The sequence below is a fragment of the Geodermatophilus obscurus genome, assembly GCF_900143215.1.
Lineage (GTDB): Bacteria > Actinomycetota > Actinomycetes > Mycobacteriales > Geodermatophilaceae > Geodermatophilus > Geodermatophilus obscurus_A.
The window spans coordinates 123,687-149,979 of sequence record NZ_FRDM01000001.1 but is presented as its reverse complement, the minus strand read 5'-3'; the positions used below and the strand labels follow the sequence as shown (position 1 = coordinate 149,979).

Here is a 26,293-nt window from a genome sequence, read left to right as displayed (position 1 = left end):
GTCCTTCCACGGCCGGGGGCAGGGGGTCCTTCGACTAGCGTCGGGAGCGATGACCGAGCCGCTGAACCCCTCGCCGTCCGCCGTGCGCCGCGCACTGGCCCGCGCCGAGCGCGGGGTGACCCTGGACGCCGTCGAGGCCGAGACGCTGCTGCACGCCCGTGGCCTGGGCGAGGGTGAGCCGCTGGACCGGCTGCTGACCGCGGCCGGCCGGGTCCGCGACGCGGGGCTCGCCTCCGCCGGGCGGCCGGGGGTGGTGACCTACAGCCGCAAGGTGTTCATCCCGCTGACCCGCCTGTGCCGCGACCGCTGCCACTACTGCACGTTCGTCACCACGCCAGGGCAGTTGCGCGCGCAGGGCGAGGCACCGTTCCTGTCCCCCGACGAGGTGCTCGAGGTGGCCCGCGCCGGTGCCGCGCTCGGTTGCAAGGAGGCGCTGTTCACCCTCGGCGACCGCCCGGAGGACCGCTGGCCGGTCGCGGCCGAGTGGCTGGCGGCCCACGGCTTCGACTCCACGCCGGCCTACCTGCGCGCCATGGCGATCCGGGTGCTGGAGGAGACCGGGCTGCTCCCCCACCTCAACCCCGGGGTGCTGAGCTGGGAGGAGATCCAGCGGCTCAAGCCCGTCGCCGCCTCGATGGGGATGATGCTCGAGACGACCGCGACCCGGCTGTGGTCGGAGCCTGGCGGCCCGCACTTCGGCAGCCCCGACAAGGAGCCCGCCGTCCGGCTGCGGGTGCTGGAGGACGCCGGCCGCTCCGCCGTCCCCTTCACCACCGGCGTGCTGCTGGGCATCGGCGAGGACTACGCCGAGCGGGTCGACGCCGTCCTGCAGATCCGGGCCGCCGCACAGCGGCACGGGCACGTGCAGGAGGTCATCGTCCAGAACTTCCGGGCCAAGCCGCGGACCGCGATGGCCGCGCACGACGACCTCGAACTGCAGGAGTACGTGGCCGCGGTCGCCGTCACCCGGCTGCTGCTCGGCCCCAAGGCGCGGGTGCAGGCGCCGCCGAACCTGTCGGACTCCGCCGAGCTCGGCCTGCTGCTCCGCGCCGGGGTCGACGACTGGGGCGGCGTCTCCCCGCTCACCCCCGACCACGTCAACCCCGAGCGCCCGTGGCCCCACACCGACGAGCTGGCCGCGCTGTCCGCCGGGGCAGGGTTCGAGCTGCGTGAGCGGCTGGCCGTCCAGCCGCCGTACGTGCTCTCCCCCGAGCCGTGGCTGGACCCGCGGGTGCGCCCGCACGTCGCCGCGCTGGCCGGCCCGGACGGGCTGGCGGTGGAGGGCCGCCTGCCCGCCGGGCTGCCGTGGCAGGAGCCGGACGAGGCGTGGACGTCGTCCGGGCGCACCGACCTGCACGTCGAGGTGGACACCACCGGGCGGACCGGTGACCGGCGCAGCGACTTCGACGCCGTCTACGGCGACTGGGCCGAGCTGCGCTCGCGCACCGAGAGCGCCCGCGACGGGCACTCGACCGCGCTGGCCGCCGGGGACCCGGCGGTGCACGCGGCCCTGCGCCACGCCGAGAACGACCCCGCGGGGCTGTCGGACGCCGAGTACCTGGCACTGCTGGGCGCCGACGGCACCGACCTCGAGAACCTGTGCGCGCTGGCCGACGCCGTGCGGGCCGACGTCAACGGCGACGACGTCACCTACGTCGTCAACCGGAACATCAACTTCACCAACGTCTGCTACACCGGCTGCCGGTTCTGCGCCTTCGCCCAGCGGCGCACCGACACCGACGCGTACACGCTGTCCCTCGAGGAGGTCGGGACGCGCGTGGACCGGGCGTGGGCGGCCGGGGCCACCGAGATCTGCATGCAGGGCGGCATCCACCCCGACCTCCCCGGCACCGCCTACCTCGACCTCGCCCGCGAGGTGAAGCGCCGCCGGCCCGGCATCCACCTGCACGCCTTCTCGCCCATGGAGATCGTCAACGGCGCGGCCCGCACGGGGCTGTCGTTCGCCGACTTCCTCACCGCCGCGAAGGAGGCGGGTCTCGACTCCGTGCCCGGGACGGCGGCGGAGATCCTCGACGACGACGTCCGCTGGGTGCTCACCAAGGGCAAGCTGCCGACGGCCACCTGGCTGGAGATCGTCACGACGGCGCACCGAGTGGGCATCCCGACGACGTCGACGATGATGTACGGCCACGTCGACACGCCCACCCACTGGGTGGCGCACCTGCGCACGCTGGCGCGGGTGCAGGACGAGACCGGCGGCTTCACCGAGTTCGTGCTGCTGCCGTTCGTGCACCACAGCTCGCCGATCTACCTGGCCGGCGTCGCCCGCCCCGGGCCGACGGTGCGGGAGAACCGGGCGGTGCACGCCGTCGCTCGGTTGCTCCTGCACGGGCGGATCCCGAACATCCAGACCTCGTGGGTGAAGCTCGGCGAGGTCGGCACGCAGTCGGTGCTGCAGGGCGGGGCCAACGACCTCGGTGGCACGCTGATGGAGGAGACGATCAGCCGGATGGCCGGCAGCGAGAACGGCTCGCTGAAGACCATCGCAGAACTGGAGGCCGTGGCCGCCGCGATCGGCCGCCCGGCCCGCCAGCGGACGACGGAGTACGGCACCCCCTCGGCCGAGCGGCTGGCCACGGCCCGCTCCGAGGAGGGCCGCCGCGCGCTGGACCTGTCGATCACCCCGGTGTGAACCGACCACTCCCGCGGAGATGGCCGCGGGTCAGCCGCGGGTGCGCCGGAGGGGGCGGCAGCGTCCACGCCTCGCCCAACCAGGCGTCGAGGTCCGGCTCGAGCGGGGACAGCCCGGCGCCCGGGTACGGGGTGAGCTCGCCGAACCACAGCTCACCGTCAACCTCGTAGCAGTCGACTCGCAGCATGTCGAAGCCGTCGGCGAGCGCCGTGGCGACCTTGAGCAGGTCGTCGAGGCGCTCGGGCGGGTCGGCGTCCGGACCGGGCCGGTAGCCGATGGTCCAGGGCAGCGGCGTCCACTCCGGGGAGTAGAGCCGGGTGCCGTGGTGGTCGTCCCGGCCGGTGTGCAGCTCGACCAGCCGGGGCTCGCTGCCAACGACGAGCACCTTGAGGTCGGCCGGCACCACACCCGGGACGCCGACGAACTCCTCGACCAGCAGGCACGGCCGCGCCCGCCGGTAGGCCCACTCCTCGCTCTTGCGCCAGTACCGCTCCCGCACCCACCCGGCCGTGCGCCGGCGCAGCTCGTCGACGTCGGCCGGCCCGCGGCCGAACAGCCTCCGAATGCAGGAGTGGTTGGGCTTGAGCACCCAGTGGCCGGGCAGGTCGACGTCCGCCAGCTCGCCGACGTCGGTGCCGGACCAGAGGGTCTCCGGGACGCGCACCAGGCCTGGTGCCAACCTCCGGGCGTGCTCCTTCATCGCGAGCTTGTCGCAGGTGGGCGCGAGCAGCTCGCGCCGGTCGAACGTGATCCGCCAGTTCAGCTTCTCGGTGAAGGTGTGCGGCCGCCGCAGCGGCGGGAGGCGCCCGGTGGCCTGCCGGTACAGCAGGGTCCGACGCACCGGCGCGGGCAGGACGCCGGAGCGCGGGACGAGCACCTGGCAACCCCAACAGCCGGGACGGCGACCGGCAACCGCAGGCCCGGGCCGCGTGCCTCCAGTTCCGGCCGGATACCACCTGCCGGCGGAGGACGGTGATGCGGACGGCGGTGGGATGGGCCGCGGCCGTGGTCGTCGGCGGGCTGACCGCCTGCACCTCGACCGTCGCGGGGACCGCGTCCCCCGGCGGGCCGCCCGACCTCGAGGCCGCCCTGTCCGTCCCGCTCCCCGGCCTCCGCCCGGCCGACCCGCCCCCGCCGCCCTGGCAGCTCTGCACGACGGCGCCGGGTACCCCAGCACCCCACCTGGACCCTGCGCTCGGCGATCCGGTGACCAGGGGCTACGCCTCGGACGAGGCGACCCTGCACGCGTACGCGTGGGCGACGTCGGCGCCGATGGTCGCGGAGGCGATCCTCGGTCAGGCGGCGATGGAGGTCCCGGACTGCGTGTCGGCACCGCCGTCCCCCGGTGGCGGCGCGGGTGCCCGGACGGTGGACGGCTGGACCGGATCGGGGTGGAGCGGCGTCACCATCCGCACCGAGGTCTCCGGACCGGACCCGGCAGTGGGCGAGACCCGCCTGGTGCGCGCCGAGGAGGTGGTCGTGCTCGTCGTCGCAACGGGAGACGAGCCCGACCTCCGGTGGGTCGAGGACTACCTGGCCGCGGTCGCCGACCGACTGGGCTGAGCACTTCCGTCAGCAGCTCCCCCTACGGTGACCGCCATGCCGAAGCAGGTGATCCCATTCCTCATGTTTCAGGGCGACGCGGGGCCGGCGCTCGACCTCTACACGTCGCTGTTCGACGACGCACGCGTCCTCGACCTCACCCGGTGGGGGGCCGACGGTCCCGGCGCCGAAGGCACGGTGCAGGGCGCCACCTTCTCCATCGCCGGCCAGCAGTTCCGCTGCTTCGACAGCCCTCCGGTCCACGACTTCACCTTCACGCCGTCCTTCTCGATCTGGGTCGAGACGGCGTCGGAGGAGGAGATCGAGCGGCTGTTCGCGGGCCTGTCCGAGGGCGGCGGAGTGCTGATGGAACTCGGCGACCACGGCTTCAGCCGCCGGTTCGGCTGGGTCAACGACCGCTACGGCGTCTCCTGGCAGCTCAACCTGGCCTGAACCGACCGCGCGCGCCCGGGCGGGACCGGGTAGGACGGGACGGTGCGAGCCATCGTCTACACCGAGAACGGCGACCCCGACGTCCTGCAGCTGGTCGAGCGCCCCACCCCCGAGCCCGGCCCGGGTGAGGTGCGGGTCCGGCTGGCCCTCTCCGGCGTCAACCCGACCGACTGGAAGTCCCGGCGCACGAACCCGCCCGGCTCCGATGGCCAGGTACCGGACCAGGACGGCTCCGGCACCGTCGACGCCGTCGGCGAGGGCGTGGACCCCGTGCTCGTCGGCGAGCGGGTGTGGATCTGGGAGGCGGCCTGGCAGCGTCCGCACGGGACGGCAGCCGAGTACACCGTCGTCCCGGCGCGGCAGGTCGTGCTGCTCGGCGCCGGGCCGTCCTTCGAGCTCGGCGCGGCACTGGGCATCCCCTTCCTCACCGCGCACCGCTGCCTGACCGTGGCCGAGTCGCTGCCCGACCGGCTCGGGCCCGGGGCGTTGACCGGCTCCACCGTCCTCGTGCAGGGCGGAGCCGGCGCGGTCGGCAACGCCGCGATCCAGCTGGCCCGCTGGGCCGACGCGACGGTCATCGCCACGGTCAGCAGCCCGCGGAAGGCGCAGCTGGCCGCGGCGGCCGGGGCCACGCACGTCGTCGACTACCGCCAGCAGGACGTCGTCGCCGAGGTCCGCAAGGTCGCACCGCAGGGCGTGGACGCCATCGTCGAGGTCTCCGCCGCCGCCAACGCCGCCGTCGACGCGCGGGTGATCGGCCTGCACGGGGCGGTGGCGATGTACGCCGACGACGGCGGCGCGGAGGTCACCGTGCCGGTCCGCGCGCAGATGACCCCCAACGCGCGCTGGCAGTTCGTGCTCGTCTACACCGAGCCGGAGCGGGCCAAGGCGATCGGCGTGGAGGACGTCAACGCCGCCGTCCTGGACGGCGCGGTGCGGGTCGGTGCGGACGCCGGCCTGCCGCTGCACGTCTTCCCGCTGGCCGAGACCGCGCAGGCGCACCGCGCGGTGGAGGACGGCGCCGTCGGCAAGGTGCTGGTCGACGTGACGGCCTGACAGGATCGCGGAGTGCCTCGCGTCTTCGTCGCCCCGGACAAGTTCAAGGGATCGCTGACCGCCACGGAGGTGGCCGCGGCGGTGGCGCGTGGGCTCAGCGCCGGCCGCTCCGACGTCGAGGTGAGCTGCCTGCCCGTCGCCGACGGCGGTGACGGCACCCTCGCCGCCGCCCTGGCCGCCGGGTTCGAGGCGGTCCCGGTGACCGCGACCGGGCCGACCGGTGAGCCGGTGGAGACCGCGTACGCCCGGCTCGGGGATGTCGCCGTGGTGGAGATGGCCGCCGTCTCGGGGTTGGCGCAGCTGCCCGGTGGCCGGCCCGCGGCCCGCACCGCCACCAGCCGCGGCACCGGCGAGGTGGTCGCCGCGGCGCTGGCCGCCGGCGCCCGCCGCGTCGTCCTGGGCATCGGCGGCAGCGCCACCACCGACGGCGGCGCGGGGCTGCTGCAGGCCCTCGGTGCCGAGCTGCTCGACGCGGACGGCGCACCGGTCGGGCCCGGCGGCGCGGGGCTGGAGCGGCTGGCCCGGGTCGACGTCAGCGGGGTCACCGCTGCGCTGGGCGGCGCCGAGGTCGTCGTCGCCTGCGACGTGGACAACCCGCTGACCGGCGCCTCGGGCGCCGCCGCGGTCTACGGCCCGCAGAAGGGTGCCGACCCGGACGACGTCGCCTACCTCGACCGCTGCCTGACCCGGCTGGCCGACGCCGTCGGCGACGCCACCGGGCAGGACCTGCGCGACGAGCCGGGAGCGGGCGCCGCCGGCGGGGTCGGGTTCGCCGCCCTCGCCGTCCTCGGGGCCCAGCTGCGGCCGGGCATCGACCTGCTGCTGGACCTGCTCGGCTTCGAGCGGCTGGTGGCCGGCGCCGACCTCGTCGTGGTGGGCGAGGGGTCGCTGGACGAGCAGAGCCTGCGCGGCAAGGCGCCGGTCGGCGTGGCCCGGCGGGCCCGGGCGGCCGGCGTCCCCGTGGTGGTCGCCGTCTGCGGGCGGCGCGACCTGGCCGACGCGGCGCTGCGGGAAGCCGGCATCGACGCCGCCGCCGCGCTCACCGACCTCGAGCCGGACCCCGAGCGCTGCATGGCCGAGGCCGGCCCGCTGCTCGAACGCCTGGCACAGCACGTCGCCGCCGAGCACCTGCCGACCCCGGCCTGACGATGAGCTCGAGCGTGCCGGCGCGCCGCGCCCGCGGGGTCACCAGGAGGCGAAGACGCGCGCGGGACCGCCCGAGCCCTCCTCGAACGGGATGAGGCCGACCACGATCGTCGCGCCCGTGGGTGGGATGCGGTCGAGGTGGGCGAGGTTTTCCAGCCCGTAGCGGTCGGCGCCGGTGAGCAGCAGGTGGGTGTCGAAGGTCGTGGACACGCCCGGGTCGATGCTGAGCGTGTCGACGCCGAGGCTGCGGATGCGCCGGCGTTCCAGCAGCCACTCGCAGGTGTCCGCACCGAAGCCGGGGAAGTGCAGCGTCCCGGCCGCGTCCGCGCCGCGGTAGGCCGCCGGATCGCCGATCCGGCTGCCCCAGCCGGAGTCCACGAGGACGGCGGCGCCGTCCGGGATGCGGCCGTGGCGCTGCTCGTGCGCGCGGACGTCGTCGATCGACACGACGGTGTCGGGCTCGTCCGCCGCGCGCGTGCTGATGTCGATGACGACGGCGGGCGTGATGAGCTCGTCGATCCGCAGCTCGGGCGCGAGGCGACCGCCCGGCGTGAAGTGTCCCGGCGCGTCGACGTGGGTGCCGGTGTGCTCGAGGACGCGCCACTCCTGCTGGTAGTAGCCGTTCTGCTCGATCGTCACGGCGGTGCGGCGCGACGGGGCCTCGGTCGGCACGAACATCGGCAGGCTCGTGGTCAACGGGTGCGTGAGGTCGCACAGGCCGCGCCGGCCCCAGCTCGGGGCTCGCGGTGTCCGGTCCTCGGCCCGAGCGGTACCGGCCAGCGCAGCGGTCACGGCCGCGGCCGCCCCGCCCACCAGCGCTGTCCGCCGGGAGAAGCCGGCCCCGGTCCCGTCGCGGCACTGCTGCGCCACCCTGCCGGTGTGCTCCGTGCACATGCGCGGTCTCCGTCATTCCGGTCGTGATCGGGCGCCCTGGGTGTCAGGCGCCCGCGACCATAGCCCCGGGTCCGGCCGCGGGACCGCACGCTGCCGCGCGGTGCCGGCTGCCGAGCGGAGCGCCTCCTGACCCGGCGAGACCACCGGACTCGCACGGATGCGACGTCCGGGGCGGGCCGGATCGGCCATGCAGATCGAGGCGGCCCGTCGAGAACCGGCCGCCCTCCGGTGACCGGCCGGCGGGACGTCGCCGGCCGGTCACCGTCGTGCGTCAGGAGGTGCTGGTGGACACCTGCGCGCGGAACCGCTCGACGACGTCGGGGCCCCCATGGGCGTTCTCGGGGGCGGACGGCGCGGCATCCCGGGCCCGCGCCAGCTCGTTCCCGAGCTCGTCCGCGTCCTCGGCGCCGAGCGCCTCCACGAGTGGGGGCAACAGGTCCGCCTGCTCGTCCGCCATGCGCTCGCGGACCTGCTCGATCAGGCGCGCCACCAACGGCTCGAACGTCCCCGACGTGGTCGGCGTGTCCGCGATCAGCTTCAGCAGCCGCTCGACCTCGTCGTCGGCGAGGACCTCGAGGTCGACGACGTCGTCCCCGTCGTCGAGCGATCGTTGGATCGCCGGGTAGACGAGCTTCTCCCGTAGCACCACGCGGCGAACCAGCACGTAGATGATCTCCCCGGCGAGCCGAGGGCCCTCCTCCGGGTCGGACCACTCCGACTCGAACTGCTGGAACAGCGCCTCCATCTCGCGGTTCTCGTCGTTGATGACGGCGACCAGGCGGTTGCTCTGGACCTGCTGCGGAGCGCTCATGGCATCCCTCCGAACGCCGGACAGGGCGTGAGTCCCCCGAGCGTCCCAGCGCCCGACCCGCCCCGCACGTCGAGCCGGCCGTGGCGGAACCAGGGTGCGTCGTGCCCGTCCGGCCGGCGGCCGGGATGGACCGGGTCCTCCTGGCGGACGTGCGGGTCGGTCAGTGCGGCCACGTCGCCGCGGCAGCGGCCCGCCGCCCGCACCGGTCGTCCCGTCGAGACGGTGGCGGTGACGGGGTGGACAGGGGACCTCGGCATCCGGGCGGGCCGCAGTCAGCCCCGGGGTCACCGCCGCGGTCCCTCCGGGGTGACCCCGTCCGCCTGCATCCTCGCTGTCAGCCGACGCCGAGGTCGCGGGCGATGAGCATCCGCTGCACCTCGCTGGTGCCCTCGCCGATCTCCAGGATCTTCGCGTCGCGGTAGAAGCGGCCCACCGGGAACTCGTTCATGAAGCCGTAGCCGCCGTGCACCTGGGTGGCGTAGCGGGCGTTGTCCATCGCGACCTCGGAGCTGTAGAGCTTGGCGATCGAGGCCTCGCGGCCGTACGGCTCGCCGCGCAGCATCTTCTCCGCGGCCCGGTAGTAGGCCAGCCGCGCGGTGGAGGCACGCACCTCCATGTCGGCGATCATGAACTGGATGGCCTGGTTGCGGCCGATCGGCTGGCCGAACGCCTCCCGCTGCGCCGCGTACTTCACCGACTCGTCGACGCAGCCCTGGGCCAGCCCGACGGCGAGCGCGGAGATCGCGATGCGCCCCTCGCCGAGGATGGAGAGGAACTGCGCGTAGCCGCGGCCGGGCTCCCCCACCAGGTTCTCCGCGGGCACCCGGCAGTCGGTGAACGACAGCTCGCGGGTGTCCGAGGCGTTCCAGCCGACCTTCGAGTAGCGCTTGCCGACGCTGAAGCCCGGCGTCCCCGACGGGATGGCGATCGCCGAGATCTCCTTGCCGCCGTCGGGGCGGGTGCCGGTGACCGCGGTGACGGTGACCAGCTCGGTCAGGTCGGTGCCGGAGTTGGTGATGAACGCCTTGGACCCGTTGACCACCCAGGAGCCGTCCTCCAGGCGCGCGGTGGTGCGGGTGGCGCCGGCGTCCGACCCGCCGCCGGGCTCGGTCAACCCGAACGCGGCCAGCGCCTCGCCGCTGCACAACCGCGGCAGCCACTGCTGCTTCTGCTCCTCGGTGCCGAACCGGTAGATCGGCATCGCGCCCAGCGAGACGCCGGCCTCGAGGGTGATGGCCACCGACGAGTCGACCCGCGCCAGCTCCTCGAGCGCCACGCAGAGGGTGAAGTAGGTGCCGCCCGACCCGCCGTACTCCTCGGGGAAGGGCAGACCGAACAGACCGAGCTCGCCCATCTGCCGCACGATCGCGGTGGGGAACTCGTCGGCCTCGTAGAACGCGCCGATCTGCGGGGCGATCACGTCCTGCGCGAACTCGCGCACGACCTTGCGCAGCGCCTCGGTCTCGTCGTCGAGCCGGTAGTCCAGCATCACGTCTCCTGCTCAGGGGAGGTGGCCGGTGGGGTCACCACGGCCACCCGCTCGTCGAGCCGGACCTGTTGGCCGGCCGTCACGCCGAGCTCGGTGACCGTCCCCGCGACGGGTGCGGTCAGCACGTGCTCCATCTTCATCGCCTCGACCACCAGCAGCGGGGCGCCGGCCTCGACCCGGTCGCCGACCGCCGCCTGGACCAGCGTCACCGTTCCCGGCATGGGTGCGGTGACCGCGCCGTCGCCGGCCGCGCCCTCGACCGCCGCGTGCAGCCGCTCGTGCTCGCGCAGCGCGACCACCCGTCCGTCGGCGGCCAGCCACACCTGCCCGCCGGAGTGGACGACGGCGTAGCGGGAGGTCGTCCCGTCGAGGGTCACCGACAGCTGATCGCCCTCCCTGGCGGCCGAGGCGCGCACCGATCCGGCGTCCCCGACCTGCACCTCGGCGTCGGCCGCCCGGCCGCGCACCCGCACGGTCACCGGGTCGTCACCGGCGGCCTGCAGCCGGCGCACCGTCCAGGCCGGCTCACCCAGCCGCCAGCCGTCGGGGACGTCCCAGCGGTCGACGACCGGCCCGGCCGGCTCGTCCTCGAGCAGCTCGTACAGCGCGGCGGCCGCGTACGCGTGCGCCGGCACCGGCTCGACCGCGGTGAGCGCCTCGCCGCGGCGCTCGATCAGGCCGGTGTCCAGCCGCCCGGCGACGACGTCGGGGTCGGTGAGCAGCGCCCGCAGGAACGCGGTGTTGGTCGGCACCCCGAGGACGGCGGTGCGGCCCAGCGCGCCGACCAGCCGGGCGCGGGCGGTGTCCCGGGCGGGGCCCCAGGCGACCACCTTGGCCAGCATCGGGTCGTAGTCGGTGCCGACGACCGAGCCCACGGCCAGCGAGCTGTCCAGGCGCACGCCCGCTCCGTCCGGCTCGCGCAGACCGAGCACGGTGCCGGTCTGCGGGAGGAAGCCGCGGGCCGGGTCCTCGGCGTACAGCCGGGCCTCGATGGCGTGCCCGTCCAGGACGACGTCGTCCTGGGTCAGCGGCAGCCGTTCCCCCGCAGCGACTCGCAGCTGCAGCTCGACCAGGTCCAGGCCGGTGACCATCTCGGTGACCGGGTGCTCGACCTGCAGCCGGGTGTTCATCTCCAGGAAGAAGAAGTCGATGTCGCCTCCCCGCCCACCCGGCTCGGCGTCGACGATGAACTCCACCGTGCCGGCACCGGTGTAGCCGACGGCCCGCGCGGCCTCGACGGCGGCGGCGCCCATGGCGGCGCGCTGTGCCTCGTCGAGCAGCGGGGACGGCGCCTCCTCGATGACCTTCTGGTGCCGGCGCTGCAGGCTGCACTCCCGCTCGCCCAGGTGGACGACGGTGCCGTGGGCGTCGCCGAGCACCTGGACCTCGACGTGCCGCGCCGACCCGACGTAGCGCTCGACCAGCAGGGTTTCGTCGCCGAAGGAGCCGCGGGCCTCGCGCCGGGCGGCCGCGATCGCGTCGCGCAGCTCGGCCTCCGCACGCACCACCCGCATGCCCTTGCCGCCGCCGCCGGCGCTGGGCTTGAGCAGCACCGGGAAACCGACCTCGACCACGGCCGCCGCCACCTCGTCGTCCGACATGCCCGGCTCGGTCCGCCCGGGGACGACCGGGACACCGGCGGCCATGACCGTCCGCTTCGCGCGGATCTTGTCGCCCATCGCCTCGATCGCGGCGACCGGCGGGCCGACGAAGACCACGCCGGCCTTCTCGCAGGCGCGGGCGAACTCGACGTTCTCGGACAGGAAGCCGTAGCCGGGGTGGATCGCCTGCGCACCGGTGCGCACGGCGGCGTCGAGCACGCGGTCGATCGACAGGTAGCTCCGCGCCGCGGGTGCCGGGCCGATCGGGACGGCGACGTCCGCCTCGCGGACGTGCCGCGCACCGGCGTCCGCCTCGCTGTAGACGGCGACCGAGCGGATGCCCATCTCCCGGAGCGTGCGGATCACCCGGACCGCGATCTCGCCGCGGTTGGCGACCAGGACGGTGTCGAACACTGCTCAGCACCCCCCAGCGGGGGCGCGCCGGGAGCCAGACGGGTCAGGCAGCCTTCCGGGTGCTCTTCGCGAGCACCCTGTCGGCCTTGTCCAGCTTGACCAGGCGGCGCTTCTTGACCGTGTAGCCCGGCGGGAGCGTCCCCTCGGCGAGGGCCCGCAGGGGGCACCGCTTGCAGCGCGGCTTGTCCTGGCAGCACTTCTTCTTGGGCATGCGCGCGGACTTGGCCACTCGGTGAGGTTAGCCTCGCCTTCTCCAGTGGTCCATGGGCACCGGCGTGTCACCGGATAGCGTGCGGTGAACGCCACCTCACACGTCCGGGAGTCCCGATGGCCGCCTCTGCCTTCGTCGAGCTGTTGAACACGCAGATCGGCAACGAGTTCGCCGCGCACCAGCAGTACGTGGCGTGCGCCGTCTACTTCGACGAGCTGACCATGCCGAGGACGGCGCAGCTCTTCTTCGACCAGGCGCTCGAGGAGCGCGAGCACGCCATGATGATGGTCAAGTACCTGCTGGACTCCGACGCGCCGGTCCGCATCCCGGGCATCCCCGCCCCGGTCAACGAGTTCACCGACGTCGTCGCCCCCGTGGCGCTCGCCCTGGAGCAGGAGAAGCGGGTCACCGAGCAGATCAACGCGCTCATCGGTGTCGCCCGGCGGGAGAACGACTTCGCCTCCGATCAGTTCATGCAGTGGTTCATCAAGGAGCAGATCGAGGAGGTCAGCAAGATGAGCGACCTGCTCACCATCGTGAAGCGCTCCACCCACGACCTGGAGACGATCGAGGACTACGTGCTCCGGGAGGTCACCGCCGAGGCCGCCGACCCGACCGCGCCACCGGTCGCAGGGGCGTGAACCGGCGGCGATCCGCCGCTCACATCCGGAAGACGCCATAGCCGACCTCCTCGAGGGGCGCGTTCGCGCAGGCGGACAGGGCCAGGCCGAGCACGGTGCGGGTCTGCGCGGGGTCGAGAACGCCGTCGTCCCACAGCCGGGCGGTGGCGTAGTAGGGGTGGCCCTGGGTCTCGTACTGGTCGCGGATCGGCTTCTTGAACGCCTCCTCCTCGTCGGCCGGCCACTGCTCGCCGCGGGCCTCCAGGCCGTCGCGGCGGACCTGGGCCAGCACCGAGGCCGCCTGGTCCCCGCCCATGACCGAGATGCGGGCGTTGGGCCAGGTGAAGAGGAACCGGGGCGAGTAGGCGCGGCCGCACATCGAGTAGTTGCCGGCGCCGAAGGAGCCGCCGATGACGACGGTCAGCTTGGGCACCCGGGCGCAGGCGACGGCGGTGACCATCTTCGCGCCGTGCTTGGCGATGCCCCCGGCCTCGTAGTCGCGGCCGACCATGAACCCGGAGATGTTCTGCAGGAACAGCAGCGGGATCGACCGCTGGTCGCACAGCTCGATGAAGTGCGCGCCCTTGAGCGCGGACTCGGCGAACAGCACGCCGTTGTTGGCGACGATGCCGACCGGATGGCCGTGCAGCCGGGCGAAGCCGGTGACCAGCGTCTGCCCGTAGAGCGGCTTGAACTCGGCGAACCGGCTGCCGTCGACCAGCCGGGCGATCACCTCGCGGACGTCGTAGGGCGTGCGCGGGTCGGGCGGCACCACGTCGTAGAGCGACTCCGGCGGGTGCAGCGGTTCCTCGGCCGGTTCGACGTCCCACGGCCGGGGTGCGCGCGGGCCGAGGGTGCCGACGATCTGGCGGACCAGCTGCAGCGCGTGCGCGTCGTCCTCGGCCAGGTGGTCGGTGACCCCGCTGACCCGGCTGTGCAGGTCCCCGCCGCCGAGTTCCTCGGCGGTGACCACCTCACCGGTCGCCGCCTTCACCAGCGGCGGGCCGCCGAGGAAGATCGTGCCCTGCTCGCGGACGATGACCGCCTCGTCGCTCATCGCCGGGACGTAGGCGCCACCGGCGGTGCACGAGCCGAGGACGGCGGCGATCTGCGCGACGCCGGCCTTCGACATCGTGGCCTGGTTGTAGAAGATCCGGCCGAAGTGCTCGCGGTCGGGGAAGACCTCGTCCTGCATCGGCAGGAAGGCGCCCCCGGAGTCGACCAGGTAGACGCAGGGCAGCCGGTTGTGCAGCGCCACCTCCTGGGCGCGCAGGTGCTTCTTGACCGTCATCGGGTAGTAGGTGCCGCCCTTGACGGTGGCGTCGTTGGCGACGACGACGACCTCGCGCCCGGCGACCCGCCCGATGCCGGTGATGATCCCGGCGGCCGGCGCCTCGCCGCCGTACATGCCGTGCGCGGCCAGCGGCGAGAGCTCCAGGAACGGGCTGCCCGGGTCGAGCAGCGCGTCGACCCGCTCGCGCGGCAGCAGCTTGCCCCGCGCGGTGTGCCGCTCGCGGGCCCGCTCGCCGCCGCCGAGCGCCACCCGGCGCAGCTGCTCGGCGAGGTCGGCGACGAGCCCGGCGTGCGCCTCGGCGTTCCGCGCGGCGGCCGCGCCGTCGGTCGTCGGCCTGCCGGCCAGCACGGGGGCGTCCACGGCCGGGATGTTAACCGTGGTTCACGAGCGGGGTCAACGAGCGTTAACATCGCCGCCGTGACGGAGGCCAACACCGCGCTGCACGCGGACGCGGCCCGCCCGTCGCGCCGCGAGCAGATCCTGCAGGCGGCCGCACAGCTGTTCGCCGAGCGCGGCTCGCGCGCCGTGGGGGTGGACGACGTCGGCGCGGCCGTCGGGGTGACCGGCCCGGCCATCTACCGGCACTTCGCCAGCAAGGACGCGATGCTCGCCGAGATGCTGCTGCGGATCAGCGAGCGCCTGCTCGAGGGCGGCACCGCCCGGGTGGCCGCCGCCGGCGACGACCCGATGGCGCAGCTGCGCACGCTGATCACCTTCCAGGTCGACTTCGCGCTGGACAACCCCGCGCTGATCACCGTGCACGACCGCGATCTCGGCTCGCTGGCCGACGAGGACGCCGCGCAGGTGCGCCGGCTGCAGCGCCGCTACGTGGAGGTCTGGGTCGACGTCCTGGGGCGGGTGCACCCGGCCTCGGACGCCGCGACCAACCGGGCCCGGGCGCACGCCGTCTTCGGCTTGGTCAACTCGACCCCGCACAGCGCCGGGCGACTGCCCCGCCGGCGGACGGCGGCGCTGCTGGCTGCGATGGCCGAGGCCGCCGCGACCGCGACGTAGGCGTGTCGTCGGCGTCCCGGTGACGTCTCGTCGGCGTCGAGGATGATCAGGTGAGGAGGTCCCTGATCGTGCGGTGTCCTCCCCGACCTCCTGCGGTGAGGGAGGACACTCGATGATCAGGTCACCTGATCATGGCCAGAGCCGCCGTTAGCCGCCGGAAACCGGCGCCGGCAGGGGCAGCGCCAGCGCGGTCGAGGCGACGACGTCGAGGTCGGCGGTCGAGCTGGTCGACCCGGGCCCGGCCCAGGCGGTCTCGACGATCGTCACGGTGCTGCCCGACACGGCGCTGGCGTACTCGGCTGCGGACAGCTGCGCGGGACCGCCCGGGTAGCGGACGCCCTCGCGCAGCAGGTCGCTGACGTTGCCGCTGCCGTTCTGGTCGGTCAGCGCGCGCAGCGCCAGGGCGCCGCTCTGCTCACCCATGTCGGCCGCCGACACCGAGACGACGACCGGCCGGCCGCCGACGTCGGTCGAGTACAGCGCCCGCGCCAGGCCCGCGCAGTCGGTGGCGGCGAAGAAGCCGGCCACCGTGCCATAGGCGTTGCCGACGCAGGTCGGGTCGCTCTGCACCCGCTGGAGGACGAAGGTGCGGCCGTCGACCGTCTCGATCTGCCCGGGCTGCGGCCCGCCGCCGGTCCCGGCGCGCGCTCCGGTCTGCGCGGCGGTGGACGGCGACGCACCGGCGCTCGCCTCGTCGTCCCCGCCGAACAGTGTGGTCACGCCCAACCCGAGGAGGACGACGAGCAGCAGGGCGGCCGCGACGAACAGCGCGGTGCGCCGCGGCGAGCGCTGCCGCCGGCGCGGCGCGGCCACGGGAACGGCGACGGGCCGGGCACCGGAGGCGGGCGGCGCGGCCGGGGGCTCGACGCGGGCCGGCGGCACAGCGGGCTGGGAGGCGATCGGCTCGGCGTCGACCGGCTCTCCGCCGGTGAACAGCCCGCCGATGCCACCGCTCTCGTCCTCGCGCACGCCGGCGGTGGGCCCGACGAGGGTGTCCAGCGGCCGGGCCGGCGGGGCGACGGCCAGGTCCCGGGCGCACGCGTAGGCGGGGGCTGCGGCGCGGGCGGCCTCCTCGTCGGCGCGGATCGCGGCAGCGGCCACCGCCGCGGCGGCCGCCGGGTCGACCAGCGGACGCAGCGGCTCGGGCGCGGCGGCGTGCGGCGCCGGGTGGTGCGCCGCCGGCACCGGGGCCGCTCCCCCGACCTCCGTCCCCACCACCGCCGCGGCCATCGCGGCCGGGGCGAGCAGCTCGGGCGTCCGCAGCACGTAGGGCGAGTAGGGGAAGCCCTCGCCGTTGAGCTCCTGGGTGGTCGGCACCCGGCCGTCGAGCTCGAGGGCCTCGAGGGCGGCGCGCACGTCGGCCGTCGTCCACAGGCGCGGGTTGGCGACGCCGGTGTAGCGGGCCGAGCGGGCGATGCCCAGCAGCAGCGAGCGGGTCTCGAGCAGCGCGACCTGGTCACCCTCGCCCAGGTCGCCGTCGGCGGGGACCAGGCCGGAGAGGTCGCCGACCAGCACGGTCAGCCGGGCGATCCGGCCCGGCTCCAGGCCGGCGCGGCGCAGCCGCACGGCGGTGTCCATGCCGGCGCGCATCAGCCCGTCCAGCGGGGTGGACCCGCCCCCGGAGAGCTGCAGCACCTCGCCCGGGCGGCCGGCCTCGGGGCCGATGGTCCACGACGCCTCGGGCAGCGCGGTGACCACGCCGCGCTGCCGGGGCACCTCGGCGATGCGGACGACGGCCAGCCCCTCGGGCACGAAGAGCACCGCGTCGGAGATCCGGCGGCCCACCGGCCCGTCGAGGACCGGCAGCGAGGCGACGACCGCACCCCGGACCGCGCCGCCGGTGTCCCAGCGGGCCAGTTCGGCGAAGAGCGCACGCTCCCCCGCCGTCTGCAGCGGCCGGGGGGTCAGGGCCAGCACGTCGGTCCTCCGGGAGCGAGCAGGGGCGGTGAGGCGGCGCGTGGCCGCGGAGCGCCGGACCGCAGCGCGGTCACCGGCAGGGCCGGCTCCGACGCTACGGCATGTGACGGGACGGTCCGGGACGCTCAGCGGGTCGGCGCGCCGCCCGTTGCCGGGGCGGCCGGGGTGTCCCCGTGTTCCTCCAGGGGCGTGCACCAGGCGGCCAGCGAGCGGCTGCGGACGACGGCGTCGAGGCCCGCCCAGAGCAGCGTGAACCCCGCGCCGGTGAGCAGCACCACCTCCGGCTCCCAGTTCCACGGGGGCAGGGCACCGACGGCGGCGAGCAGGGCGCCGGCCAGATAGGTGACCGCGGCCACCAGCGGTCCGGCCAACCAGCCGGGCAGCCGGTGAGAGACAGCCAGGTCGACGGCGACCGCGCCCGCGAGCAGCGCCAGCGGCAGCACCGACGGCGGGAAGCCGATCACGACCAGTCCCAGCCACGTGGCGGCGCGGTAGGCCAGGTAGGCGGCGGCGACGACGGTCGCGGCCCAGCGCAGGCCGGTCACCCGCCGGACGACGACGAGGGAGAACAGCCCGGCGCACAGCAGCCAGGCCGGGTGCACCCAGGACGGCACGGGGAGCATGAACGACGTCGGGCTCTGCGCCTGGGCGACGGCGAAGTCCAGCAGCTGCTGCTCGGCCGTCGTCCGGCCGGCCTCGTAGGCGCGCAGCGACAGGACGCCGTACTCCTGGTGCTGGTTCGGGAAGACGGCGTTCTCGACGAAGAACAGCCACAGGCCCAGGGCGACCAGGTTCCGGGTGCGCCCCGGCGCGGCGTACAGCCACCAGCCGCGGACCGCTCCGGCCAGCATGACCGCCGTCCCGAGGTACAGCAGCGCGTGGCTGGGGCTCCAGCTGGTGATGTCCAGCCCGTTGATCCGGTGGTTGACGATGTCGATCGGGACGGCGAGGAGGAAGACCGCCGTGCCTCCCTGCATCAGCCGCAGCGCGCGGCGGTCGACGCCGTAGCCGGTGTAGCTGGAGAAGAGCACCAGCGCGACGACCACGACGGTACCGGCGGAGTTGAGCAGGTGCGGCGGGGCCAGGTCGTCGCGGAGCCACCTGAAGTGCCAGGAGACGTCCCACGACGAGCCGAGCATCTTGAGCGCGAAGGCCCCCAGCCACGCCGAGTAGATCCAGCGCACCTCCTGCTGGGTCGTCGGGCGGCCGGGACGGCCCGGCGTGACGTAGGCCGGCCACAGCCACCGGAGGGTCCCGACCGGGTGGCGCAGGGCGGTCCGCACCGAGCCCGGGGCCGGCGAGGCCGCTCGGTCGGCGACGGGGGCGGCACGGGGCACGGGAGCACTCCTGGACTCGGGGCGGTCCGGCGGAGCGTAGCGGCGCGCAGGGCCCGATCCCGGTTCCCGAGGAGTACGGGAGTGGCGGGTTCCGCATCGCCTGCCGTGCGGGCAGCCGCCTGGGGTGCGACGTAGGGTCGACCCCCGTGGCGGACAGCGCGGGACACCTGGTCTGGATCGACTGCGAGATGACCGGGCTGGACCTCACCCGGGACAAGCTCATCGAGGTCGCGGTGCTGGTCACCGACTCCGAGCTCAACGTCCTCGACCCCGGCCTGGACCTGGTCATCTCCGCCGACGATGCCGCGCTGGAGGGCATGGTCGACGTCGTCACCGAGATGCACGCCAAGTCCGGTCTCACCGAGGCGGTGCGGGCCTCGACGCTGACCGTCGCCGAGGCCGAGCAGCAGCTGCTGGCCTACCTGAAGCGGTTCGTGCCCGAGCGGCGGACGGCGCCGCTGTGCGGCAACTCGATCGGCACCGACCGCGGCTTCCTCGCCCGCGACATGCCCGAGCTCGACGACCACCTGCACTACCGGATGATCGATGTCTCCTCGATCAAGGAGCTGGCCCGTCGCTGGTTCCCCCGGGTGTACTTCGCCCAACCGCAGAAGGGGCTGGCCCACCGCGCGCTGGCCGACATCATCGAGTCGGTGCGCGAGCTGGCGTACTACCGGCGGACCGTGTTCGTCGACGGCCCGGGCCCCTCGACGTCCCAGGCGCAGGCGGCCGCCGCGACGGTCACGGCGTCCTTCGCCGAGCTGTTCGCCGCCGAGGACGCCGGCGTGCCCCCGCAGGAACCCCCGGCCGCGTCGGACGCCTGAGGGTCTCCGGTATCGTGGTGCCGGTTCCCCGGACGACCCGCTGTCGAGCGGCCGTCCGGGAGACGTGGTGGGTGTAGCTCAGCTGGTAGAGCACCAGGTTGTGATCCTGGGTGTCGCGGGTTCGAGCCCCGTCACTCACCCCACGCGGTGGAGGCCCTGGTCGGTTCCCTGACCAGGGCCTCCACCTGTTCCGGTGCCGTCGACGGCGGCAATCGGGACCCCGCTGCCCCCTCGCCCGGGGCCGGATCGGGGGGCAGCGGCGGCTGCTGGTGGCGTAGCCGGCAATCGCGGCTCGTATGGCCCGCCCCGCCGGCGCGGTGCGACGGAGCGGGCGGTGCGCTACGGGAGGCGGAGCTCGCCGGTCCGGACGAGTTCGTCGGCGATGTCGCGGAGCTTCTGGTTGGAGGTCATGGAGACCCGCGCCAGCAGCTGGAAGGCTGCGTCCGGGGTGAGCTTGTAGCGCTCGATCAGCATGCCCTTCGCCTGGTCGATGACCGCCCGCGACTCCATGGCCAACTGCAGGTTCTCGGCCAGGTCCCGCGCGGACTGGTAGGCGTACAGGTTGCCGGTGGCGATCGCGGCGTAGGGGCCGAACCGGGTGGCCACGGACCGGCTGGCCTCGTCGAAGGCGTCGGGGCGACGGGCGTAGATGTTCAGCGCGCCGGTGACCTGCTCGTCCGGATCGATGGCGAGCGGGATCGACAGCGAGCTGAGGTTGCCGCGCTCGACGGCGCGAGGCGTGTAGTCGGGCCAGCGATCCTCGGCCCGAGTGTCGGAGATCTCGATCATCTCGCCGGTGCGGGCGGCGTGCAGGCAGGGACCGTGTCCCCTGTCGTACTGCGTCTCGTCGAGGTCGGTGGCGAGCGCACCGGTGGAGACGACCGTTGTCGGCGTGTCCTTGACCAGCAGCAGCACCGATGCCTCGGTGTCGCCGGGCATCACCGACTTCGTCAGGTCGGCCACCATCTGCAGCAGGTTGTCCATCGACAGCTCGCGCAAGGACAGCCGACCCAGGCGCTCCAGCGCCTCGGCGGGGTCGGCTGGTTGAGAGTTCTGCCTGTCGGCCACGACTGGCCCTCCGGTCTGGTGGCACCGGGGGCTCGTCGACCTCGGTCGCGGGTCGCGGCCCGCGTGGTGTGCGCTGCTGCCTGACGCACGATCGACCCGCGGTCGTTGTCGCGCGTCCGCACGAACACTACGGGTTGCTGAGGATCGCGCCGGTGATCGTGTCACCGGTTGCACTGCTCGCCGCTCGCCACGGGAATGCGGCGTAGCGTCACTTCCAGCCGGTGGCGTTCATCAGGAGAGCCTCGCAGGTCAGGCCTCACTGGTCCTGCAGCGCAGCTGGTGGGGCCGCCCTATGCCCGCTCCGCGCCGTCCCGGCTCTCCTGCTCCTCGCGGTCCTCCCGGTCGTAGCGAGATTCGTAGAAGCGCTCCCGGTTCTGCTCGGTCGGCCAGCCGTGCGCTCGACCGTACTTCTGCACCGTGTTCGCCGACAGCCCGAGCTCGGCGACCGAACGCACCGACGCCCCGTTCCTCAACGCCTGGGCGACGACCTTCTCCAGCCTCTCCTGGGCTGCGCGAACGCCTGCCACGGCAGCGCGCACACGCGCCGCGTCAGCGTCGATGATGGGCCGAGGAACGGGCACAACGGCAGGCCAGAACGACGGCCATCGTGTCACCAGCCGGCACGATCACCGGGCAACACGACCGAGCCCTACGGTCCAGGCGCAGCATGCCATCAGTTCGCTGGCCAGGGCCTCCCTGCGTTCCGGCGCCGCCGACGTTCACCAGGACCCCGCGGCCGCGGTAGGTGACGACCGGCCCGACGGTCGCCTCTCGGCGATCGGTCGCACGCAGCGACAGGAGGCCGGAGCCCGGGAGCTCGTTCCGGACCAGGACCGGGTCGCAGCGCGGCGCCCTGCCACCCGGCGGGCGCCTCCAACTCGCACGCGCCGAGCACACCGCGGTCCTCGGCGAGGCCTGCCAGTCGCGCACCGCCGCTCACCCGACCCGATCTCCGGGGAGCGGCGGGATCGACTGTCAGTCGTCCCAGTCGTGATCCCGGTCGTCGTCCCAGTGGGGATGCCGGTACTCGTGCCAGCCGCCGTCACCGCCCCCGCCGCCACCGCTGTCGGACAGCGCCACCCCGCCCAGGGCGCCGACGAGAACGAGGACGAGGGAGGTGACGAGGAGCACGACCGCCACCCGCGCCGTCCCCAGACGCCCGGTGGCGCTGGTCACGGAGGTCCGCACCTGCTCGACCGCGAGCGCCCCGAGCGACCGCCAGCCCGGCGCCGTGCGCTCGGGCGGCGTCGGCGGCAGGTCCTCGGTCAGCGGGTCGAGGTCGGTCAGGTGGATGGCGGCGAAGGCGTCGGCCATCCGCTCGCTGCCCTCGTCCGGCGTGAGCAGGCCGCGGGCCACCGCGTCCTGCAGTCGCTCGACGGTGGTCAGCCGGTCGGTGTCTGACGCGCGCATCCGCGGTGCGGACGTAGCCGCGCTGTCCAGGTCGATCAGGGGTGGCATGGTCGTTCCTCCCGAGGTGCGACGCGGAGAGGGCCACAGCCTGCACCTGCGCCCAGGCCACCGGGCGGGTTCCGGCGCGCGCGGGTCCACGACGACACGAGGCCCGCGTGATGGGTGCGCCGCGTAGGGGCCTCGTGTCGTTCCGTGCCCTCAGGCGCCCACCGGTGCCTGGAGCGGCTACGTAGTGGACACCGGCGGCTCCTGCCCCCGGCAGCGGCGCGGCGGGCCCGCGTCTCGCTCACGACGAGTCGGTCACCGGCTCGAGGTCGCCGTGGTCCAGCGTGCCGGTCACCACGGCCTCCGCGACGGTCGCCAGCTGTCCACCGCTGTGCCGGGCGTGGGTCCGCATGCGGGTGAACGCCTCCCCCACGCTGATGCCGGCCCGCGCCGACAGCACGCCCTTGGCCGGCTCGATCACGATCCGGCTGCGCAGCGCGCTCTGCGCTGTTCGGCGGGAACGACCTGGTTGCACAGCACAGGGCGCCGTCGCGAGCACGGGGGGCGGCCCCGCCGCCCCGTGGTCCGGAGCGGCGGGGCCTGACCGCCAGGACCCCCGGGAGGTCGCGGTGGCCGCTGACGGGCCCGCAGCTCCGGGCTCTGAGGCGGTCGCTATGCGCGGTCGCTGGGCAGGAGGCCGGTGCCGGGGGGGTCGCCGGGCATCGCCGTGTTGACCAGGTCGGCCACGGTCTGCAGCAGGTCGTCCATCGACAGCTCGCGCAGCGACAGCCGGCCCAGGCGCTCCAGCGCCTCCGCGGCGATCGCGGGCTGCGGGTCCTGACTGCGGGCCACGGAGGGCATCCGGTCTGCTCGAACCGGGGGCTGGTGACCTCGGCCGCGGGACCCGATCCCGGATCCCGTGCGGGCTGCACGTCGTTGCTCGACGCGCGGTCGGCGGTGGCGGTGGACGTCCCACGCGCCGGTTCCGACCCTACGCGCACCAGGAGGACGTGGGCACCGACGTCCGCGTCGGACCGACCCGACGTACCGGTCTCGCGCCGTCCTGCCGGCGACGTCGGGACAGGACAGGGCTAGCGTGCCCCCATGCCGTTGATCTTCCACTGGGGTGGCCCGCGGCACGGCGAGATCGACGAGGTGGCCGCCGAGCTCTTGACGTCCTCGGTGCTGGTCTACGACGGGCCCCGCTGGTTCGGGGTCTACCAGCGCTTCGAGCCCGTGGAGGTGCGGACCACGCCACAGGGACCGGCCGAGGTGTGGGTGGTCCGCGAGTAGCCGCCCACGGAGGGCCGTGTCGTGAGACCGGGTCCGCGCGGCGCGGGGTGGTCAGTGCCCTCCGTCGACGATCCGCTGCAGGTCGGCGGCCATGCACGTCGCCTCGCGCGAGGCGCCGGCGATGGCCTCCTGCGCCTGCGCGGTCGCCGCGTTCTGCTCCTCGACGGCGGCGGCGATCGTGCCCTGCGCGTCGACGACGCCGCGGATGATGTCCTCGACGCTGCCCAGCGCGGTGCCGGCCGCCTCGACCTCCTGGCGGACGGCGTCGACGACGGACCGGATCCGCTCGGTCGCCCGTGCGGTCTCCAGCGCGAGGTCCTTGACCTCCCCGGCGACGACGGCGAACCCCTTGCCCGCCTCCCCCGCGCGGGCCGACTCGATGGTGGCGTTGAGCGCCAGCAGGTTGGTCTGGTCGGCGATCGAGGAGATGCTGCCGGCGATCTGGTCGATCTCGGCCATGGTCCCGGCCAGCCGGTCGACGGTCGCGGCGCCGGTGCGCGACCGCGCGCTCGCCTCCCGGGCGGTGGTGCTCGCGCCGCTGGCCGCGGCGGCGATCTCGGCGATCGCCGAGCGCAGCCCCTCCATCACGTCGGTGGCGGTGGCGACGTTCTCGTCCAGCCGGCGGCCGGCGTCCACGAGGCCGGAGATGCGCTCCCCGAGCCGCGCGGCGCGGTCCTCCCGGTCCTGGGCCTGCCGGGCGGCGTCGTCCGCCGTGCGCGCCCGCTCCTCGGCGAGCGCGAGCTCGGCCCGGTCGTGGGCGGCGCGCTGCTCCTCGGCCAGGCGCTGCTGTGCGCGCCGCCCGGACTCGGACTGCTCGGCGTACCGCCACCCGTAGGTCGGGAAGGTCGCCTCCACCAGCAGGAAGGCCGCGTGCAGGGCGGCGAAGGCCATGGGGTGCTCGTGCGCCTGGTGGGTGGTCGACACCGACGTCGGCAGCCAGATGCCCGTGACCGTGTGGTGGACGGCGACGAAGGCCACGGCCAGCAGGAACGGCGTCCACATCTGGTACAGCGCGACCAGCGGGAGCAGCACGTAGAACCAGATGTGCAGGTCGGTGAGGCCGCCGCCGACGTGGAGCAGCACGTCGGCGCCGACCATGAGCCCGAGTCCGACGGCGGCGGCCCGGGCCACCTGGCCGCGCAGGGCCAGGCCGAGGACCACCAGGACGGCGATGACGGCGAGCTGCCCCCACAGCAGCCAGCCGCCCACATCGCGGACGAGCCCGATCACCGCGAGGACGGGCACGTGGGCGATCAGCACCCCCGTGGTCACCCGGTGGCGGGCTCCGAAGCTGCGGGCGTCGAGCCGGGCACCCCGGGGGACGGCCGCCCAGAACCCGCTCGGGGCGTCCTCGTCGGCGTGCGCCGTGCGCACGGGCGTGGTGGTCACGAACGCTCTTCGGTCCCCGGACCAGAACAGTTGAGTCCGATCCGGTCTCACCATCGGCAGTGCTCCGCTGTGACGGCAGCGACGGCTGGGACGGGTGCAGCCGACACGCACCTCCCGGGTGCTGCCCGGCCCGGCTCCTCCTGGCGACCCTGGGGCCATGACTCTCGCGTACTCCTACGGAACCGCTCACGCCGTCGTGATGGTCGGCTCGGTGGGCAGCGCGGAGGGGCTCGTCCCGCGGCAGATCGGGCCGGCGCACGCGACCATCGGCAAGGTGAACGGCCGCAGCCGCAAGGCGCTGTGCGGGGCCTACGTCGCGGTGGACGAGCAGACCGTGTGGCCGCCGGAGGACTACGACAGCTCGCAGCTGTGCGCGGAGTGCGCGACGCTCGCCGTCCTGTGACCCAGCGATCCCGTTCGCTCCCGCGGGAGGCTGCGCTCCTCGCTCGCCGGCGCTCGTTGCCGGGCTCCCGCCCCTGTCCGCTCACCCGCCGGCCACCGACGGCAGCACCTGGACGACGGCGCCGTCGGGCACCGCAGCCGCCAGCCCCCCGGTGAACCGGACGTCGTCGCCGTCCACGTAGACGTTGACGAAGCGCCGCAGCGCGCCGGCCTCGTCCCGGATCCGGCGGGCCAGCCGCGGGTGGACGGCGGCCAGCGTGTCGAGCAGGTCGGCGAGCGTGCCCCCGCTCGGGGCGACCTCCAGGTGCCGGGTGCCGCCGGCCAGGTCGGCGAGGACGCCGGGCAGCACCACCTCGACCCTCATGCCGGGATCCGGGCGGCGCGGACGACGAGCACGTCGGGCAGGTGGTCGGCCACCAGGCCGAAGGTGTCGCCCTCGTCGGCGCTGGCGTAGACGCACCCGTCGCGGGTGCCGACGTAGAGCCCGGTCGGTTCGGCCTGGTCGGCGCAGACGGCGTCGCGCACGACGGCCGCCCAGCAGCCGTCGGGCAGGCCGGTGGTCAGCGCGGTCCAGGTCTCCCCCGCGTCGCGGGTGCGGTGCACCTGCAGCCGGCCCTCCGGCGGCACCCGCTGCACGTCGGCGACCAGCGGCACCACCCAGGCGGTGCCGGGGGTGGATGGCGAGGCGACGACCGGGAAGCCGAAGTCGGCGGGCAGGCCCTCGGCGATCGACGTCCAGGCCTTCCCGGCGTCGTCGGTGCGGAAGACGCCGAAGTGGTTCTGCGCGTACATCCGGTCCGGGCCGGCCGCGTCGACGGCGACCTTGTGCACGCACTGGCCGTACTCGGGCGCGGGCTCGGGCAGGAAGGCGGCGCTGATGCCGGCGTTGCGCGGCTCCCACGTCGAGGCGCCGTCCTCGCTGACGTAGACACCGCCGGTGCTCATCGCCACGGTCACCCGGTCCGAGGCGGGGTCGGGCAGCACCGTGTGCACCGCTCCACCTCCGCCGCCGGGCTCCCAGGTCGGCCGGTGCGGGTGGTCCCACAGACCGCGGACGAACTCGAAGCTGCAGCCGCCGTCGGTGCTGCGCCACAGCGAGTGCGGCTCGCAGCCGGCCCACACGACGCCGGGCCGGTCAGCGCTGTCGGGGCGCAGCTGCCAGACGCGGGCCAGCGCCGCGCCGGTGTCCTCGGGGAAGCGGATGGCGCCGGCCTCGGTCTCCTGCCAGCTCGCGCCGAGGTCGTCGGACCACATGACCGTCGGGCCCCAGTGCCCGTACTGGATGCCCGCCAGCACGCGCGGGGCCGGGCCGCGGGTGTCGATCGAGACGGCCGCGACCTCCTGGGCGAGCAGGTGCGGCTCCCCCAGGGTCCAGGTGCGGCGGTCGTCGTCACTGCGGGCCAGCCACAGGCCCTTGCGCGTGCCGATGGCGAGCAGGTCGGTCATGGCGCCCCTCCCGGAGGTCGGCGG

At 74.6% G+C, this 26,293-nt stretch carries 27 protein-coding genes and 1 tRNA gene; 11 read left to right on the top strand and 17 right to left on the bottom strand.

The features are described 5' to 3' along the window. Positions 1-49 precede the first annotated feature (49 nt). Positions 50-2,653, top strand: coding sequence for a bifunctional FO biosynthesis protein CofGH (locus tag BUB17_RS00830; RefSeq protein WP_072911721.1), 2,604 nt, complete (start codon positions 50-52; stop codon positions 2,651-2,653). On the opposite strand, the gene BUB17_RS00825 is transcribed toward BUB17_RS00830, so the two are convergent. Next, the gene (locus BUB17_RS00825; protein WP_072911719.1) at positions 2,640-3,530 is read right to left on the bottom strand and encodes an ATP-grasp fold amidoligase family protein; all 891 of its coding nucleotides are present in this window, start codon (positions 3,528-3,530) and stop codon (positions 2,640-2,642) included. The two genes, BUB17_RS00830 and BUB17_RS00825, sit on opposite strands and share 14 nt — an antisense overlap. A 98-nt stretch (positions 3,531-3,628) precedes the next feature. Here BUB17_RS00825 and BUB17_RS25820 point away from each other — a divergent pair, with 98 nt between their 5' ends. The 4 genes from BUB17_RS25820 to BUB17_RS00805 are packed head-to-tail and all read left to right on the top strand — an operon-like array spanning position 3,629 to position 6,850. Continuing rightward, on the top strand, positions 3,629-4,216 hold the full coding sequence (locus BUB17_RS25820; RefSeq protein WP_072911716.1) for a hypothetical protein: 588 nt from the start codon (positions 3,629-3,631) through the stop codon (positions 4,214-4,216). 36 nt (positions 4,217-4,252) lie between these two features. Beyond that, positions 4,253-4,648, top strand: a complete 396-nt coding sequence (locus BUB17_RS00815; protein WP_072912523.1) for a VOC family protein — start codon at positions 4,253-4,255, stop codon at positions 4,646-4,648. A gap of 42 nt (positions 4,649-4,690) precedes the next feature. Further along, positions 4,691-5,704 (top strand): NADPH:quinone reductase, encoded by a 1,014-nt coding sequence (locus tag BUB17_RS00810; protein ID WP_072911714.1) that lies wholly within the window; start codon positions 4,691-4,693, stop codon positions 5,702-5,704. 12 nt (positions 5,705-5,716) lie between these two features. Beyond that, the gene (locus BUB17_RS00805; RefSeq protein WP_072911711.1) at positions 5,717-6,850 is read left to right on the top strand and encodes a glycerate kinase; all 1,134 of its coding nucleotides are present in this window, start codon (positions 5,717-5,719) and stop codon (positions 6,848-6,850) included. Between the two features lie 39 nt (positions 6,851-6,889). On the opposite strand, the gene BUB17_RS00800 is transcribed toward BUB17_RS00805, so the two are convergent. From BUB17_RS00800 to BUB17_RS00775, 5 genes are all read right to left on the bottom strand, one after another. Next, positions 6,890-7,744 (bottom strand): cyclase family protein, encoded by an 855-nt coding sequence (locus tag BUB17_RS00800; RefSeq protein WP_141242845.1) that lies wholly within the window; start codon positions 7,742-7,744, stop codon positions 6,890-6,892. Between the two features lie 271 nt (positions 7,745-8,015). Then, positions 8,016-8,555: a hemerythrin domain-containing protein gene (locus tag BUB17_RS00795; RefSeq protein ID WP_072911708.1), complete on the bottom strand. Its 540-nt coding sequence runs from the start codon at positions 8,553-8,555 to the stop codon at positions 8,016-8,018. Positions 8,556-8,889: 334 nt separating this feature from the next. Then, positions 8,890-10,044 carry an acyl-CoA dehydrogenase family protein gene (locus BUB17_RS00785; protein ID WP_072911703.1) on the bottom strand — a complete coding sequence of 385 codons (1,155 nt, stop codon included), beginning with the start codon at positions 10,042-10,044 and terminating at the stop codon, positions 8,890-8,892. Then, complete coding sequence (locus BUB17_RS00780; RefSeq protein ID WP_072911701.1) at positions 10,044-12,059, bottom strand: ATP-binding protein; 2,016 nt, start codon at positions 12,057-12,059, stop codon at positions 10,044-10,046. The genes BUB17_RS00785 and BUB17_RS00780 overlap by 1 nt, the downstream gene beginning before the upstream one ends. A 43-nt stretch (positions 12,060-12,102) precedes the next feature. Continuing rightward, the gene (locus tag BUB17_RS00775) at positions 12,103-12,288 is read right to left on the bottom strand and encodes a hypothetical protein (RefSeq protein ID WP_072911698.1); all 186 of its coding nucleotides are present in this window, start codon (positions 12,286-12,288) and stop codon (positions 12,103-12,105) included. 98 nt (positions 12,289-12,386) lie between these two features. On the opposite strand from BUB17_RS00775, the gene BUB17_RS00770 reads away from it, so the two are divergent. After that, positions 12,387-12,911 carry a ferritin gene (locus tag BUB17_RS00770; protein WP_072911696.1) on the top strand — a complete coding sequence of 175 codons (525 nt, stop codon included), beginning with the start codon at positions 12,387-12,389 and terminating at the stop codon, positions 12,909-12,911. Positions 12,912-12,930: 19 nt separating this feature from the next. Here the strand turns inward: BUB17_RS00770 and BUB17_RS00765 are convergent, their stop codons facing one another. After that, positions 12,931-14,544, bottom strand: a complete 1,614-nt coding sequence (locus tag BUB17_RS00765; RefSeq protein WP_072911693.1) for a carboxyl transferase domain-containing protein — start codon at positions 14,542-14,544, stop codon at positions 12,931-12,933. Positions 14,545-14,601: 57 nt separating this feature from the next. On the opposite strand from BUB17_RS00765, the gene BUB17_RS00760 reads away from it, so the two are divergent. Then, on the top strand, positions 14,602-15,198 hold the full coding sequence (locus BUB17_RS00760; RefSeq protein ID WP_083605874.1) for an SACE_7040 family transcriptional regulator: 597 nt from the start codon (positions 14,602-14,604) through the stop codon (positions 15,196-15,198). Positions 15,199-15,345: 147 nt separating this feature from the next. On the opposite strand, the gene BUB17_RS00755 is transcribed toward BUB17_RS00760, so the two are convergent. Both BUB17_RS00755 and BUB17_RS00750 read right to left on the bottom strand, forming a co-directional pair. Further along, positions 15,346-17,115: a hypothetical protein gene (locus BUB17_RS00755; RefSeq protein WP_072911691.1), complete on the bottom strand. Its 1,770-nt coding sequence runs from the start codon at positions 17,113-17,115 to the stop codon at positions 15,346-15,348. A gap of 125 nt (positions 17,116-17,240) precedes the next feature. Then, complete coding sequence (locus BUB17_RS00750) at positions 17,241-18,452, bottom strand: hypothetical protein (protein WP_072911688.1); 1,212 nt, start codon at positions 18,450-18,452, stop codon at positions 17,241-17,243. Positions 18,453-18,598: 146 nt separating this feature from the next. Here BUB17_RS00750 and orn point away from each other — a divergent pair, with 146 nt between their 5' ends. Beyond that, positions 18,599-19,276, top strand: coding sequence for an oligoribonuclease (gene orn / locus BUB17_RS00745; protein ID WP_072911685.1), 678 nt, complete (start codon positions 18,599-18,601; stop codon positions 19,274-19,276). A 67-nt stretch (positions 19,277-19,343) separates the two neighbouring features. Continuing rightward, positions 19,344-19,419 (top strand) — tRNA-His (locus BUB17_RS00740). A 196-nt stretch (positions 19,420-19,615) separates the two neighbouring features. On the opposite strand, the gene BUB17_RS00735 is transcribed toward BUB17_RS00740, so the two are convergent. The 5 genes from BUB17_RS00735 to BUB17_RS25815 form a co-directional block, all read right to left on the bottom strand. Next, on the bottom strand, positions 19,616-20,344 hold the full coding sequence (locus BUB17_RS00735; RefSeq protein WP_072911682.1) for a GAF and ANTAR domain-containing protein: 729 nt from the start codon (positions 20,342-20,344) through the stop codon (positions 19,616-19,618). Positions 20,345-20,634: 290 nt separating this feature from the next. Further along, entirely contained in the window at positions 20,635-20,799 is a 165-nt protein-coding gene (locus BUB17_RS26480; RefSeq protein WP_175561233.1) for a hypothetical protein, read from the bottom strand. Between the two features lie 520 nt (positions 20,800-21,319). After that, positions 21,320-21,802 carry a DUF1707 SHOCT-like domain-containing protein gene (locus tag BUB17_RS00725; protein ID WP_072911676.1) on the bottom strand — a complete coding sequence of 161 codons (483 nt, stop codon included), beginning with the start codon at positions 21,800-21,802 and terminating at the stop codon, positions 21,320-21,322. A gap of 238 nt (positions 21,803-22,040) precedes the next feature. After that, complete coding sequence (locus BUB17_RS27295; protein ID WP_072911674.1) at positions 22,041-22,274, bottom strand: ANTAR domain-containing protein; 234 nt, start codon at positions 22,272-22,274, stop codon at positions 22,041-22,043. A gap of 137 nt (positions 22,275-22,411) precedes the next feature. Next, positions 22,412-22,591: a hypothetical protein gene (locus tag BUB17_RS25815; protein ID WP_244276803.1), complete on the bottom strand. Its 180-nt coding sequence runs from the start codon at positions 22,589-22,591 to the stop codon at positions 22,412-22,414. Positions 22,592-22,843: 252 nt separating this feature from the next. On the opposite strand from BUB17_RS25815, the gene BUB17_RS00710 reads away from it, so the two are divergent. Next, entirely contained in the window at positions 22,844-23,032 is a 189-nt protein-coding gene (locus BUB17_RS00710; RefSeq protein WP_072911668.1) for a hypothetical protein, read from the top strand. Positions 23,033-23,083: 51 nt separating this feature from the next. Here BUB17_RS00710 and BUB17_RS26475 read toward each other — a convergent pair whose 3' ends face one another. Further along, entirely contained in the window at positions 23,084-24,421 is a 1,338-nt protein-coding gene (locus tag BUB17_RS26475; protein WP_072911666.1) for a methyl-accepting chemotaxis protein, read from the bottom strand. 157 nt (positions 24,422-24,578) lie between these two features. Here BUB17_RS26475 and BUB17_RS00700 point away from each other — a divergent pair, with 157 nt between their 5' ends. Beyond that, positions 24,579-24,824 (top strand): hypothetical protein, encoded by a 246-nt coding sequence (locus tag BUB17_RS00700; RefSeq protein WP_072911663.1) that lies wholly within the window; start codon positions 24,579-24,581, stop codon positions 24,822-24,824. 81 nt (positions 24,825-24,905) lie between these two features. On the opposite strand, the gene BUB17_RS00695 is transcribed toward BUB17_RS00700, so the two are convergent. Further along, positions 24,906-25,187: a ubiquitin-like small modifier protein 1 gene (locus tag BUB17_RS00695; RefSeq protein WP_072911661.1), complete on the bottom strand. Its 282-nt coding sequence runs from the start codon at positions 25,185-25,187 to the stop codon at positions 24,906-24,908. Next, the gene (locus BUB17_RS00690) at positions 25,184-26,269 is read right to left on the bottom strand and encodes a WD40/YVTN/BNR-like repeat-containing protein (protein ID WP_072911658.1); all 1,086 of its coding nucleotides are present in this window, start codon (positions 26,267-26,269) and stop codon (positions 25,184-25,186) included. The genes BUB17_RS00695 and BUB17_RS00690 overlap by 4 nt, the downstream gene beginning before the upstream one ends. Positions 26,270-26,293: the final 24 nt, after the last annotated feature.